We start from the raw sequence: 13,628 nt of genomic DNA, 5'->3' as shown, positions 1-13,628 counted from the left end.
GTGATAAAATTCCTGAAATTCGGATTTGTAGGTATAATGAATACCCTGCTCACTATTATCAGTTACTTAGCACTGATTCATTTTGATATGAATTATATATTGGCTAACGTACTATCCTATTTCATTGGCGTCATAAACAGCTACTATTGGAACAAATCGTGGGTGTTTCAAGCAACTGTACATAAATGGATGTTAGCTCAATTTTTCATCGTAAACCTTATTACTTTAGCAATTAATACATCTTGCTTATTCCTTCTTGTACACTATACACCTGCTAATCCGATAATTGGACAACTGTTGTCTACTTGTATAGGAATGTTTTTTAATTTTTTTCTTAATAAAATATGGACGTTTAAGCACACAAACAATCACTCGATAGGAGGCAAAGCATGAAAGAACTAATTTCAATCGTGGTACCTATGTATTTTGAAGAAGAAGTAGCTAATGAATGCTATAATCGCTTGCTTTCCGTCATGCATGAAAATCACATTAACTATGAATTCATTTTCGTCAATGACGGCAGTACAGACCGAACAATTGAAATCTTAAAGGACGTAGCAGCTATGGATTCTAACGTAAAAATTATTGATTTTGCCCGTAATTTCGGGCACCAAACTGCCGTCACAGCAGGTATTGACTATGCTCAAGGTGATGCTATCGTAATTATTGATGCTGACTTACAGGATCCGCCTGAAATGATTCCTGAATTAATTGCTAAATGGCAGCAAGGCTATGAAATTGTATACGCAAAGCGCAAGAAGCGAAGCGGAGAGACCTTTTTTAAATTGACAACGGCTAAGTATTTTTATCGCTTTTTAAATTATATGTCCGATATTGAAATCCCAAAAGACACGGGAGATTTTCGTATTATCGACCGAAAAGTTGCGGACGTATTCAAAAAAATGACTGAACGCAATCGTTTCGTAAGAGGAATGATGTCTTGGATCGGCTTCAGGCAAACATATGTAGAATATGAGCGCGATGAGCGTTTTGCTGGTGAAACAAAATATCCTTTAAAAAAGATGATCAAGTTTGCTTCAGATGGAATTATTGGGTTTTCAACGAAACCTTTACGTTTAGTAATGGTTATTGGCTTGTTATCAGTTTTTGTATCACTTCTCGTTTTAAGTTATTCGATTGTTGTTTGGCTGATAGGTGAAAATATTCAGCCTGGCTGGACTTCGATTATGGTAGCTATCACTTTCTTTAGCGGTATTCAGCTACTTGGTTTAGGTCTAGTGGGACAATACATCGCAAGAATTTACGATGAAAGTAAAAATAGACCTATTTACGTTGTACGTGAAACTATTAACTTTTCTGCGGCTTCAACAGATTCTCAAAACGTGCGTGAAAAAGTATATAGCTAAAAAAACAAGGAAGAAAACAACTGTTTTCTTCCTTGTTTTTTATTCTTTTTGAAGCTGTAAATCGCTTGTCACCCAGTCAGGAATTCCATCATCTTCATCAAATTCAATAATGACATCCGTTATTCCTTTTTCCTGTAAAATACGATTTTCGAGACGATCTTTAATATCATCCGCTTCTGCTACTGTTAAAGAAGGATCAATTTCTACTTTTAATTCAACGTGAAGCTCTTCTCCTTCTTTCATCACCATTAACGTTTGAATATCACGCACTTGTACATCTTGCATAACAATGGCGCCAATTTTCATTTCCATTTCTTTATCTGCTTCACCAAGCGCTCCGGCAGCGTTATCTAAAAATACTCGTCCTACTACAAAAAACATCATAAGACCAATTAGCATAGAAGCAATTCCTTCAGCTTGATGAAAAGGCGTAAACCGCGAAATAAAAACGGCGATTAAAGCCAATACGCCTCCTCCAGTAGCTACCAGATCTTCCATAAAAACAAGCTTAGTTGCTGGCTTTGCTTTCTTTAGATGAACAAAGCTTTGCGTAAAAACATTGACCTCTGCAGTATTCATTCCGACATCGTGCAAAATTTCTTTCATTGCCTTAAAGAGGACAAACATCTCAAGTAATACCGAGATGCCAAGTACTGCAATATTTAAAATAAAGCCTGAAGACTTCGTCGGATGAAGAATATGATGATATCCTTCTTTAATCGTTTCAAACGCCATAATTCCTACTACAAGAACAGCTCCTAATAGAACAAGATTAACCAATCGTCCGAAGCCGTTTGGAAATCGTTTGGTCGGGGCTTTTTTACTTAATGCCGACCCTATAAAAACAAAGAACTGATTAGCTGCATCTCCTAAGCTGTGCATCGTTTCAGCAAACATTGCTACGTTCCCTGTTAAAGCAAAAGCAATCCCTTTAATAATGGATATAATGGTATTAACTACGGCGGCCATCATGGCCGATTTATTTCCTTTTCGCAATAACTTAATTAATTCACTCATACAATCCCTCCGTTTGTGCCTTTGATGAGATTCAATTATGGTTAGTGTATGTGAATTTAAAAATTAAAAACCTCCAACATATAAGTTGGAGGTTTTTAGTCATGTTTCATTATTTTTTAAAACGATAAGGTACCGTTGTAACGATTACGTTTTTACGGTAAAGCAAATGTGCTTTTAACAGCAGACTGGACTGATTATGAAGGATGTTTTGCCAGTTTTTTTTCGTGATGAACTGCGGAATAACAACCGTAATAGCCATATTATTTTCCCGGGCTTTTTCTTCAGCCATATCGATGAATCGAAACAGCGGACGCACAAGACTGCGGTATTGAGAATGAAACGTAACAATACGAATATCAGGCTGCCACTTTTCCCACTTCTCTTCCATTCTCTTTTCGCTTTCTCGGTCAAAAGCAACGTGCACCGCAATAACGGTATCACCAATCGTTCTTGCATAGTTCAATGAATTTTCCACTACCTTTGTCATTCCTGCTACAGGAACAATGACCACACTTCCTTCAAGCTTTCCAATCTTTTCTCCTTGCTTAATACGAAGCTGCTCTCCTACCGCTTCATAATGCGTATGAATGCGATGAAAAATATAAACGATAACCGGTAAGAAAACGAGCACGGACCATACTTGTGAAAACTTCGTTGTAAACAAAATGATTAGCACCGTTAAGGTAATGAGGGCACCAATTAAGTTAATGGTTAGCTTTCCTTGCCAGCCGGCCGGCTTTTCTCTAAGCCATTTGACAATCATGCCTGTTTGAGAAAGCGTAAATGGAATGAACACTCCAACTGCATAAAGAGGAATTAATTGTTCCGTCGCTCCTTTAAAAGCGACAAGTAAGACAATAGAAGCAATTCCAAGGGTCACAATTCCATTTGAATAGCCTAGTCAATAGCCGCGAATTTGAAACATTCTTGGCATGTATTTATCAGACGATAAGTTTACGGCAAGCAAAGGGAAAGCTGAAAAACCTGTATTCGCCGCTAGCACTAAAATCAGAGCTGTGGTGCCTTGAATAAAATAATAAAACCCATTTCGTCCAAATACACTCGATGCAATTTGTGATACAACCGTTTCATCTGCTTTTGGAGAAATGCCAAGCCAATAAGCTAAAAACGTGATGCCAGAAAATAAAACGGCTAAAATACCGCCCATCAGCATTAATGTATGAACAGCATTTTTTGCACCTGGATCTTTAAAGTTAGGCACTGCATTTGAAATAGCTTCTACACCAGTCAATGCCGAACAGCCTGATGAAAAAGCTTTTAATAATAAAAACAAACTAATACCTGGCACCACGGTACCGAGAGATGTATGAAGCTCAGGTGAAACTTGACCTGTCACTATTTTGAAGAAGCCCACCGCTATTAACAAAATAAGAGCAATAACAAATAAATAAACCGGATAAGCTAAGACAGAAGCGGATTCTGTTACACCTCGTAAATTTAAAACCGTAATAAAAATCACCAGCAAACACGCAATTACTACGTTATAGTGATGCAGCGTTGGAAAAGCCGAAGTTAAAGCATCGGTTCCTGCTGAAACACTCACGGCAACTGTTAAAATATAATCTACTAACAGTGATCCCCCAGCGATAAGTCCAGGATTTTCTCCTAAATTGGTTTTCGAAACAATATAAGCTCCTCCGCCTTGCGGATACGCATAAATAATTTGACGATATGAAAGAATTAAAGCCGTCAGCAGCACCAATACCCCAATCGCAATTGGAATCGAATACCAATAGGCAAGCACGCCCACTGTTGCAAGGACAATCAAAATCTGTTCTGTTCCATAAGCCACTGAAGATAAGGCATCTGATGATAAAATAGCCAGCGCTTTAAGCTTACTAAGCTTTTGATCGCCTAACTCTTTTGTTTTGAGCGGCTTTCCAATCAATAATCTCTTGAGAACTGAATAGTTCACGTAATTTCCCTCCGATGATTGCTTAGCTACTATTCACTGTTCGTTGCTAAGCTCCGTTACAAGTTCATGAATAAGTGATATTATCCCTAAAAAATACCTTTTTATGTTAAAAAAGCGCACAAAAAAAACACTAAGGGTTCTCAGCGTTTTTACACAGCTTAAACCTCCTCTCCAAAACGCTTATGGGGTTAGCTGTCGGATTCGGGCTATGAGAGTAGCCCTACCTTTTAAAAAAAAGGATTCACCCCAAGTGACAATGCACAAATTTGGGTCCCCCACTTCTGACGAATTAAGCGATAACAGGTCAATATAATTTTCGGTTAAAGAGTATGATCGATAACATGTTTCTTTCATAACTATCCTTTGTTCTTAGATAATATACTCCCGTACAAATGGTTTGTAAAGCATTATTTTACGTAAACGATAAAATAGTACTTAAGGCGCTTTTAAGGGGAAAACAAAAGGCCTTCTACCTGCTTACAGAAGACCTGCTTTCTTTAACTTTTTGCTTTTAAAACGGCTGCTAGCTTGTTTTTCGTTTGAGGACCATAAATGCCATCTACATCATAAGGAAGATACACAAGCTGAAAACGTCTGACTGCATCTTTCGTTTGTACTCCATATATTCCGTCTACTGACCCTACTTTAAAACTAACCGCGTTTAATGCTCTTTGAAGCTGTTTCACTGCTTCTCCAGAATCGCCTTGTTTTAAAATTCCATTGGGAAGTGGATATTGTTCAGAAGGTGGTGTTGGAGTAGGTGTTGGTGAAGTTCCTGAAGGAATAACAATTGTTTTTCCAACCTGTAGTGTTAAAGGATCAGAAAGCCCTGTATTCGCTTCTTGAAGCTCCTGTACTGTTATGCCGTACTTCTGTGCAATACTGTACAGCGTATCTCCTTGCTTAATTGTATACGTTTTTTCACCTGGTTCAGAAGGTGATGGATTTGGTGTCGGTGTTGGAGATGGCGATGGATTTGGAACTGCACGACGAGGTAAATTTAAATATACGGCAATTCCTTTTGCATACGATTCACCCATGCTTTTTAAAAAAGCTTCATTTTGAAGAAGTGCTGCATCGGCGCTCCTATCAATAAAAGCTATTTCAGTTAGTACTGCAGGCATATTTGTTAAGCGAAGCACCGCATAATTGGCCGATTTTCGTCCACGATTCGGATGATTATACGACAGCAGCGTTGGCTGTACTTGCCCGTGCACAATCGATTGAAACGTTTTACTAGCATTGCTAGCGCTTCTATAAACATAATCTTCATATCCTGTTCCTCCACCGGCATTTACGTGAATAGACATAAATGCATCTGCTCCCCACGAGTTAGCTTGAGAAGCGCGCTGAGATAACGATAAAAAAGTATCTGTGGTACGAGTGGTTTTAATCGTAAAGTCACTGTAGGTACTATTTAAATAGCTTATTAAATATTGTTGAATTTTTAAAACTAAGTTTTTTTCATACAGTCCGTTCGCTCCAACTGCTCCTGCATCTGCCCCACCATGTCCTGCATCAAGATAGATTTTTTTCATATTACTTGTCCCTCCTTATTGTTAACATATGCATGAGGGAAAAAAGTGCTACGTATACTAGCCTACTTAGTGAAAAATTACTAAAAAAGGAGATTGAGACATAACGAAATCACTTCAACCTAAAAACGAACAAATGGGATAAATGCGCTAGTATGGATGGCTTGTTACATCGCTGTTGAATTCCGTGCAAGGCTTCGCTTTCCGCGGGGGGGTGGTGAGCCTCCTCGTCGCGTGCGCTACTGCGGAGTCTCACCTATTCCGCTTTTCTCGCAGGAGTCCCTCCAATCAACTGCTAGAAGCAACTAAATAGATGAAATCTACGTTCATCCTACCAATAAAAAAATCCGCACAATTCATCGTGCGGTTCCCTCCCCCTAACATACTTTTGGTCCAAATTCTATTCTGGTTGATTAAAGTATAGATCAGGAGGGTCTATTATTTATAACGTTAGGACCTATTTAAAAAGCAGAACGCCTACAACAATGAGAATAATCCAAATTGGAATGCTTATCAATATCCCTATCACTAAACCTTTAAAGAAATTTCCTTCTTTCATTTTTATTACATTCCTCTCCAACAGTATTTTCTAACGATACTATGATTGGCTGAAAACTCTCTGAAGTTATACTGAAATACAGTGCAGAGTGAACACATAAACAATCTCACTATCTGTTATACACTACTTTTACTTATAGATTCAATGAGACAAAAAGCTCATCCTTTTTGATTCATGTAAACAAATTCTTTCTTGTATGTAACAAAACAATAAAAAAGCTCCCTGTAAATTATACGACAGGCAGCTTTTTTATAAACAAGCTATATTATTCAATTTACGTATGCAGAATGTTATTTATTCATTGTGAAAAACAAAAAAGTCGGAGAGAACGTACAAACGATCTCTCCGACTTTTAAAAATTAATATTGGCTCATGTATTGGTCACGTTCCCAAGGATGAACTTGTGTACGGAACATATCCCACTCGATTTCTTTCGCTTCAACGAAGTGCTCTGCTAAGTGTTCACCTAATGCAGAAACCATCACTTCGTTTGATTGGAAGCTATCTAAAGCTTGAGCTAATGTTGCAGGTAAATCTACGATACCTTCTTCAACACGCTCTTCTTTTGTCATTACATAGATATTACGATCAATAGGTTTTGGAGCTTCAAGATTGTTCTTGATTCCATCTAAACCAGCTTTTAATAGAACAGCCATTGCTAAATATGGGTTAGCAGCTGGGTCTACGCTACGTACTTCAACACGAGTTCCTACGCCGCGAGAAGCTGGGATACGGATTAATGGGCTACGGTTGCGAGCAGACCATGCAACATAACAAGGAGCCTCATATCCAGGTACTAGACGCTTATAAGAGTTTACAGTAGGATTTGTTACTGCTGTAAAGCTGTGTGCGTGCTTGATGATACCTGCGATAAATTGACGAGCAGTATCACTTAGCTCTAGATTACCGTTCTCATCATAAAATGCGTTTTGGCCATCTTTGAATAATGAAACGTTACAGTGCATACCTGAACCGTTCACACCAAATAATGGTTTTGGCATAAATGTAGCATGTAAGCCATGTTTACGTGCAATTGTTTTTACAACAAGTTTGAACGTTTGGATATCATCACAAGCTTTTAATGCAGCAGCATATTTGAAGTCGATCTCGTGTTGTCCAGGAGCTACCTCATGGTGAGATGCTTCAATTTCAAAGCCCATTTCTTCAAGCTCTAATACGATGTCACGACGGCAGTTTTCACCAAGGTCAGTTGGCGCTAAGTCGAAGTAGCCACCTTTATCATTTAATTCTAATGTAGGTTCGCCTTTTTCGTCTAATTTGAATAAGAAGAACTCTGGCTCAGGTCCAAGGTTAAAATCAGTAAATCCTAACTCTTCCATCTCTTTTAACACACGTTTTAAGTTATTACGTGGATCGCCATCAAACGGAGTTCTATCTGCATTGTAGATGTCACAAATAAAACGTGCTACTTTACCTTTTTCAGATGTCCAAGGGAAAATAACAAATGTATCAATATCCGGGAATAGGTACATATCTGATTCTTCAATACGTACAAACCCTTCAATAGAAGAACCGTCAAACATCATTTTGTTGTCTAACGCTTTTTCTAATTGACTTACTGGAATTTCAACGTTTTTAATTGTTCCTAAAATGTCAGTGAACTGAAGACGAATATACTTTACATTCTCTTCTTGAACTTTGCGGAAAATATCTTCTTTTGTGTACTTTGCCATCGTGTGATCCTCCCCTAAATCTCTATATAATATTTATAATCTATACCCCTCATATACGAACGGCATAAATATTGATAACTTTATTAATGAAAGAACCTGGACATATCTCCTTGATTTAAAGTTGCTCGATTAAAACGGCCTGCTTGCATAAGTTCTGCACGAAGCATTTTTCGCAACTCATCGTCCGTTAATTCTGGCTTTGCTGTTTCTGCCACAACTTTTTCTTCTTGCTTATGCCCTTTTTGCTCCTTTTGAAGATGAAACAGCTGTTTTACACCTGCTAAGTTTACACCTTGTTCGATTAGATCGCGGATTTCAAGCAGCTTATCAACATCGTTAAATGAGAATAGTCGTCGATTTCCCTCTGTTCTTACCGGTGCAACTAATTCATGTTCTTCATAGTAGCGAATTTGGCGAGCAGACAACTCAGTTAACTGCATCACAATTCCAATCGGGAAAAGTGGCGTATTTCTTCGAATGTTGTCACTCATTTCAGTTCCTCCTTTGGATTAACTATTTACATTGTATGCTATGTTAGTTCACCTGTCAACCGAATGTTAGTAATTCTAACATAAATTTTTCTGAACATTTTTTCTATACAAATAAATAGCACTTCGTTTATTTTTATAGCTTATCTTTTTCCTTCTTAACGGGGAGAAATAATCTTTCTATCTTATAAAAGTTCTTTTGTCAGTAATTGATCTACCGCCATGCATATTGCTACTTTTACATGAGCATACGTTAATCCGCCCTGCACGTAAGCGACATAAGGCGGCCTGATAGGACCATCTGCCGTAAGCTCGAGGCTCGCTCCTTGTATAAACGTTCCTGCTGCCATAATCACATCATCTTCATACCCTGGCATATAAGCAGGATACGCCGTTACGTGTGAATTAATTGGCGAAGCGAATTGAATTGCCTGACAAAAAGCCACCATTTTATCGGGGTCATCAAACTGAACGGATTGAATTAAATCTGTTCGTTCACTGTCCCACTTCGGTTCACTTTGCATACCAAGCTCTTCAAACATAGCGGATGAGAAAACCGCTCCTTTTAAGGCTTGACCTACTACGTGCGGCGCCAAGAAGAACCCTTGATACATTTCTTGCAAGCTATACAGCGTCGCTCCAGCTTCTGCACCGATTCCAGGAGTTGTCATTCGGTATGAACAAGCTTCCACTAGGTCTTTTCGTCCTGCAATATAGCCACCGATTTTAGCGAGACCTCCACCAGGGTTCTTAATAAGCGACCCCGCCATCAAATCTGCTCCTACATGCGTTGGCTCGATTGTTTCTACAAATTCACCGTAGCAGTTGTCAACAAATACAACAACGTCAGGCTTAATGCTCTTTACAAACGAAATCATTTCTTTTATTTGAGCGACTGTAAAAGAAGGACGAATGCCGTACCCTTTTGAACGCTGAATGCCTATCATCTTTGTATGCTCATGAATAGACGCTTTCACTTCTTCAAAATCCACTTGACCTTCCTCAGTTAAATCTACTGATTTATAGCTAATGTTATATTCTTTTAAAGAACCTACACCGCTTCCTCGTATGCCAACGATTTCTTCAAGCGTGTCATAAGGCTTTCCGGTTATATATAATAGTTCATCTCCAGGACGCAGTACACCAAACAGCGAAATGCCGATTGCATGCGTGCCTGAAATAATTTGCGGACGCACTAGACATGCTTCTGTTCCAAAAACGTCCGCATATACTTTCTCCAACGTATCGCGGCCTAAATCGTCGTAGCCATACCCCGTTGTCGGATTAAAATGTGAATCACTCACTCGGTTTTGCTGAAAGCTTTGCAGCACTCGAAATTGATTTGCTTCAATACGCTCGTCAATTTTCTCATGTACGGGCTTAATCTGCTTTTCTACTTTTGCAGCAAGTTCCCGAATGCGTGCCCCGTTTTTTAACTGATCAAACATCATTTCTTTGTTCCTCAACTTTCTTCAAGCGTTTGTAGCTTTTTGTAAAGGGGATGCTCTTTTGCAATATACCCTTTGCACTGATACTTCTCAGTTTCTTCATTGAACTTTAACGACTCAAGAATAGAGACCGTTTTTAGTTCAGCGAGCATTTTTCCTTCATAAGCCGGCAGCAGCACATGAAAAAACGCCATTTCTTTTTTCATTTCTTCTTGAATTCTTTCCCCAAGCTTCACTAAATCCGTAGCTTTAAAAGCGCTCATTGATAACGATGTTGAAGCGGATGGGACAAATAGTTCATGCTGCATATCTTCTTTATTGTAAACTGTTAGCATCGGAATGTCCGTTACGTTCAGCTCTTCTAGTAAGCGATGCACTGTTTTTTCGTGGTTGTTGTAATCTGGATTAGATGAATCTACCACGTGCAGAACAAGGTCAGCTTCGGTTACTTCTTCAAGTGTTGAACGGAACGCGGCTACTAACGTTGTTGGAAGATCTTGAATAAATCCAACCGTATCCGTTAACAGCGCCGTTAATCCTGACGGAAGCGTATACTGTCTTGTCGTTGGATCAAGAGTTGCAAACAGCTGATTTTCTTCAAAAATACCAGCTTCTGTTAAGCGGTTAAAGATCGTCGATTTACCAGCGTTCGTATAGCCCACAATTGCAATTTGATAGACATGATTACGCTTACGTCTTTCTCGATAACGTTCGCGGTGACTTACCACTGTCTTTAACTGACGCTTAATTTCATCAATTTTACGGCGAATATGTCTGCGGTCACTTTCAAGTTTCGTTTCACCAGGACCTCTTGTTCCAATTCCGCCTCCAAGACGCGACAAAGCGGTACCTTGTCCTACTAACCTAGGCAGCAGATAATTTAATTGAGCAAGTTCCACCTGCATTTTTCCTTCTCGCGTTTGAGCACGCTGTGCGAAGATATCCAAAATCAGCTGCGTGCGGTCAATAACACGCGCAGATAACCCTGCTGACAAATTGCGGATTTGACTCGGTGACAATTCATCATTAAATACAATTAAATCAGGCTCTAACTCTTCTTCAAGAGCCACAAGTTCTTCTACTTTCCCTTTTCCAATATAAGTAGCTGGATGAATGCGATCGCGCTTTTGCGTTAACCTTACCAGCACTTCGCCTTTTGCAGTCTCAGTTAAAGATGCTAGCTCATCCATTGAATATTCAAAACGTTCGTCATCGTCATGAAGCTGACATCCGACTAAAATTACGCGTTCAAGTTCAGTATTCATTTCTGCTGTCAAAGATTTTTCCTTCCCTTACTATTAAATTGACAAATCATTCATATCATATCAAAAAAATCTCCATTTCTCCATCTTTGCAAAAGAGACAGAATACATTGTCTTTTACTAGTTTAACACCCTTTTTAAAATCTATAAAACGATGATTAAAAAAACATTGAAATATCACGAAATTCTGTATACAATTTGAATTGGTTTACTTATCGAAATTTGAATCAGGCTGCCTGATTTTAAAATAATAGTCGCTACTTGGTGAAAACAGAATAAAGGGGATAGCATCATGACTTGGGACGTACTTAGCATTATTGGAACGATTGCTTTTGCAATCAGCGGAGCTTTCATTGCGATGGAAGAGGAATATGATATTTTAGGCGTTTACATACTCGGAATCGTAACGGCTTTTGGCGGAGGAGCCATTCGAAACCTGCTTATCGGTGTACCGGTGTCTGCCCTTTGGGAACAAGGACTCTTTTTTCAAATTGCTTTATTATCTATCACTGCCACTTTTTTATTTCCAAACAATATCTTAAAACATTGGAAGCGATGGGGAAATTTTTCGGACGCCATTGGCCTTGCAGCATTCGCGATTCAAGGAGCGCTTTATGCCACTCATATGAACCATCCGCTTAGCGCGGTTATTGTAGCTGCGGTCTTAACAGGAAGCGGCGGGGGGATTATCCGAGATTTATTAGCACGCCGAAAGCCTACTGTTCTTAAAGATGAAATTTATGCCGTATGGGCGATTATCGCAGGATTTAGCGTAGGGCTCCATATTACAAACACGCCTGTAGAACTTTATACGTTATTTATCTTGCTTGTAGGCCTTCGGATGTGTTCATACATTTACAAATGGCGCCTGCCGATTAAAACGATTCGACAACCAAATATGTAGAAAAAAGCCTTTCATGACGAAAGGCTTTTTTTCACAGCTGAATATCGCTTGACGTTAAAGTTAAAAGCTCGTTACGTTCAAAGCTTTCTTCTTCTAAAAGCCTCATGGATTGAGTACGTATGGAACGTTCAATAATGTTTCGCACATATCGACCGTTACTAAAATCCCTAGGCGTCTGATTGTACTTCACGTCCATAAAATGATCTTTTAGCTTTTTATAGGCCTCTGTACTAAACTGATACTGCCTGTCATTCATCATGTGACCCGCAATGTCCATCAGTTCATTAACATCATAATCCGGAAAATCAAAAATAAACGGAAACCTAGAGCGCAGTCCTGGATTAAGACTTAAGAAATTTTCCATTTCTCTTGGATAACCAGCTAAAATCAATACAAACTTATCATTTGAATCTTCCATATGTTTGACCAATGTATCAATCGCTTCTTTTCCAAAATCTTTTTCTCCCCCTCTTGCAAGAGAATAAGCCTCATCGATAAATAAAATACCTCCAAGCGCTTTTTTTACAAGATCTCTCGTTTTCTGAGCGGTATGACCAATGTATTCTCCAACTAAATCTGCACGCTCTGCTTCAATTAAATGTCCTTTAGACAAGATGTTCATATTCAAAAATAATTTACCCAGCAGGCGGGCTACCGTCGTTTTCCCTGTTCCTGGATTTCCTTTAAACATCATATGCAGCGCCTGCTTTCCCGCTTTTAAGCCCTGTTCCTCTCTTTTTTTGTTAATATATAGCCACGCATATATTTCTTTTATCATTTTTTTCAATTCTTCCATTCCAACCAGTCCGCTCATTTCTCGTTCAATTTCCCGAAGCGGCTCATGATTTATCACAGCTTTTTTGGCAGGACGCGGAATTGATGTCGTATACGATTTTTCCTTTTTTGTTTCATTATTTAAAATGATATTAATTTGCCCATTATTTTTAAGAGTTATCGGCTGTTCCACCATGTTCACCTCTCGTTTCATCCCACTTCTCTGTATCGCATAGCTGCATGCGATGAACGATACGAAGACAATGATCTCTTATTACCGAAGAAATAATCGTCTATTATAAGGTTTATGTTCAATGAGTAAAAACAATGTTAAGAAACTTTTCTAAGCCTTTATTTACATAAAAAAAGCATCCGAATATGCGGATGCTTCTCTTTAATCTCTATTCAAGTTCTACTGTAATATTTTTATTTGGTACAAATGTCGAAATCGCATGTTTATAAATCAGCTGCTGTTTTCCTTCAGATTCAATTAGCACAGTAAAATTATCAAATCCTTTAATTAGTCCTCTTAATTGAAAACCATTTAAAAGAAATACCGTCACATAGATATTTTCTTTACGTAATTGATTTAAAAATTGATCTTGAATATTAACTGATTGTTTCATTATTCGGCCTCCTCGTTT

Annotated in this window: 11 protein-coding genes, 1 pseudogene and 1 riboswitch; of the genes and pseudogenes, 3 read left to right on the top strand and 9 right to left on the bottom strand. The window is 38.6% G+C overall.

Annotated features, from left to right (window positions below):
* Together ACXAE4_RS07480 and ACXAE4_RS07475 are read left to right on the top strand one after the other, a co-directional pair.
* Complete coding sequence (locus ACXAE4_RS07480; RefSeq protein WP_028411369.1) at positions 1 to 393, top strand: GtrA family protein; 393 nt, start codon at positions 1 to 3, stop codon at positions 391 to 393.
* A complete protein-coding gene (locus ACXAE4_RS07475) occupies positions 390 to 1,367 on the top strand; it encodes a glycosyltransferase family 2 protein (protein ID WP_028411370.1) in 978 nt (325 codons plus the stop codon). The genes ACXAE4_RS07480 and ACXAE4_RS07475 overlap by 4 nt, the downstream gene beginning before the upstream one ends.
* A gap of 39 nt (positions 1,368 to 1,406) precedes the next feature.
* Here ACXAE4_RS07475 and ACXAE4_RS07470 read toward each other — a convergent pair whose 3' ends face one another.
* The 7 genes and pseudogenes from ACXAE4_RS07470 to hflX form a co-directional block, all read right to left on the bottom strand.
* Positions 1,407 to 2,384 (bottom strand): cation diffusion facilitator family transporter, encoded by a 978-nt coding sequence (locus ACXAE4_RS07470; protein WP_289578361.1) that lies wholly within the window; start codon positions 2,382 to 2,384, stop codon positions 1,407 to 1,409.
* A gap of 109 nt (positions 2,385 to 2,493) precedes the next feature.
* Positions 2,494 to 4,320: pseudogene (locus ACXAE4_RS07465) on the bottom strand (APC family permease).
* A gap of 162 nt (positions 4,321 to 4,482) precedes the next feature.
* Positions 4,483 to 4,626: riboswitch (cyclic di-AMP (ydaO/yuaA leader) on the bottom strand.
* A gap of 191 nt (positions 4,627 to 4,817) precedes the next feature.
* Complete coding sequence (locus tag ACXAE4_RS07460; RefSeq protein ID WP_028411373.1) at positions 4,818 to 5,858, bottom strand: N-acetylmuramoyl-L-alanine amidase; 1,041 nt, start codon at positions 5,856 to 5,858, stop codon at positions 4,818 to 4,820.
* Positions 5,859 to 6,773: 915 nt separating this feature from the next.
* Positions 6,774 to 8,108, bottom strand: coding sequence for a type I glutamate--ammonia ligase (gene glnA, locus ACXAE4_RS07455; RefSeq protein ID WP_013084732.1), 1,335 nt, complete (start codon positions 8,106 to 8,108; stop codon positions 6,774 to 6,776).
* Between the two features lie 83 nt (positions 8,109 to 8,191).
* Positions 8,192 to 8,599 carry a MerR family transcriptional regulator gene (locus ACXAE4_RS07450; RefSeq protein ID WP_014458504.1) on the bottom strand — a complete coding sequence of 136 codons (408 nt, stop codon included), beginning with the start codon at positions 8,597 to 8,599 and terminating at the stop codon, positions 8,192 to 8,194.
* A 182-nt stretch (positions 8,600 to 8,781) separates the two neighbouring features.
* A complete protein-coding gene (locus ACXAE4_RS07445) occupies positions 8,782 to 10,044 on the bottom strand; it encodes a methionine gamma-lyase family protein (RefSeq protein ID WP_028411374.1) in 1,263 nt (420 codons plus the stop codon).
* Positions 10,045 to 10,058: 14 nt separating this feature from the next.
* Complete coding sequence (hflX, locus tag ACXAE4_RS07440) at positions 10,059 to 11,321, bottom strand: GTPase HflX (protein ID WP_016765352.1); 1,263 nt, start codon at positions 11,319 to 11,321, stop codon at positions 10,059 to 10,061.
* A 277-nt stretch (positions 11,322 to 11,598) separates the two neighbouring features.
* Between hflX and ACXAE4_RS07435 the strand changes: the two genes are divergently transcribed.
* The gene (locus tag ACXAE4_RS07435; protein ID WP_013058789.1) at positions 11,599 to 12,210 is read left to right on the top strand and encodes a trimeric intracellular cation channel family protein; all 612 of its coding nucleotides are present in this window, start codon (positions 11,599 to 11,601) and stop codon (positions 12,208 to 12,210) included.
* A gap of 31 nt (positions 12,211 to 12,241) precedes the next feature.
* Here ACXAE4_RS07435 and spoVK read toward each other — a convergent pair whose 3' ends face one another.
* Positions 12,242 to 13,180, bottom strand: coding sequence for a stage V sporulation protein K (gene spoVK, locus ACXAE4_RS07430; RefSeq protein WP_223546698.1), 939 nt, complete (start codon positions 13,178 to 13,180; stop codon positions 12,242 to 12,244).
* Positions 13,181 to 13,385: 205 nt separating this feature from the next.
* Positions 13,386 to 13,610 carry an RNA chaperone Hfq gene (hfq, locus tag ACXAE4_RS07425; RefSeq protein WP_013058791.1) on the bottom strand — a complete coding sequence of 75 codons (225 nt, stop codon included), beginning with the start codon at positions 13,608 to 13,610 and terminating at the stop codon, positions 13,386 to 13,388.
* Between the last annotated feature and the right edge of the window lie 18 nt (positions 13,611 to 13,628).

The sequence above is a fragment of the Priestia sp. ABM2_011 genome (assembly GCF_056158845.1).
The sequence above is the reverse complement of the archived record's forward strand: the minus strand, read 5'-3'. Positions and strand labels throughout refer to the sequence as shown.

Excerpts from the sequence above, each read along its gene's own strand:
- ACXAE4_RS07445 (WP_028411374.1), bottom strand. The coding sequence starts at position 10,044 with ATGTTTGATCAGTTAAAAAACGGGGCACGCATTCGGGAACTTGCTGCA.
- ACXAE4_RS07435 (WP_013058789.1), top strand. The coding sequence starts at position 11,599 with ATGACTTGGGACGTACTTAGCATTATTGGAACGATTGCTTTTGCAATC.
- hfq (WP_013058791.1), bottom strand. The coding sequence starts at position 13,610 with ATGAAACAATCAGTTAATATTCAAGATCAATTTTTAAATCAATTACGT.
- ACXAE4_RS07460 (WP_028411373.1), bottom strand. The coding sequence starts at position 5,858 with ATGAAAAAAATCTATCTTGATGCAGGACATGGTGGGGCAGATGCAGGA.
- spoVK (WP_223546698.1), bottom strand. The coding sequence starts at position 13,180 with ATGGTGGAACAGCCGATAACTCTTAAAAATAATGGGCAAATTAATATC.
- ACXAE4_RS07470 (WP_289578361.1), bottom strand. The coding sequence starts at position 2,384 with ATGAGTGAATTAATTAAGTTATTGCGAAAAGGAAATAAATCGGCCATG.
- glnA (WP_013084732.1), bottom strand. The coding sequence starts at position 8,108 with ATGGCAAAGTACACAAAAGAAGATATTTTCCGCAAAGTTCAAGAAGAG.
- ACXAE4_RS07475 (WP_028411370.1), top strand. The coding sequence starts at position 390 with ATGAAAGAACTAATTTCAATCGTGGTACCTATGTATTTTGAAGAAGAA.
- ACXAE4_RS07450 (WP_014458504.1), bottom strand. The coding sequence starts at position 8,599 with ATGAGTGACAACATTCGAAGAAATACGCCACTTTTCCCGATTGGAATT.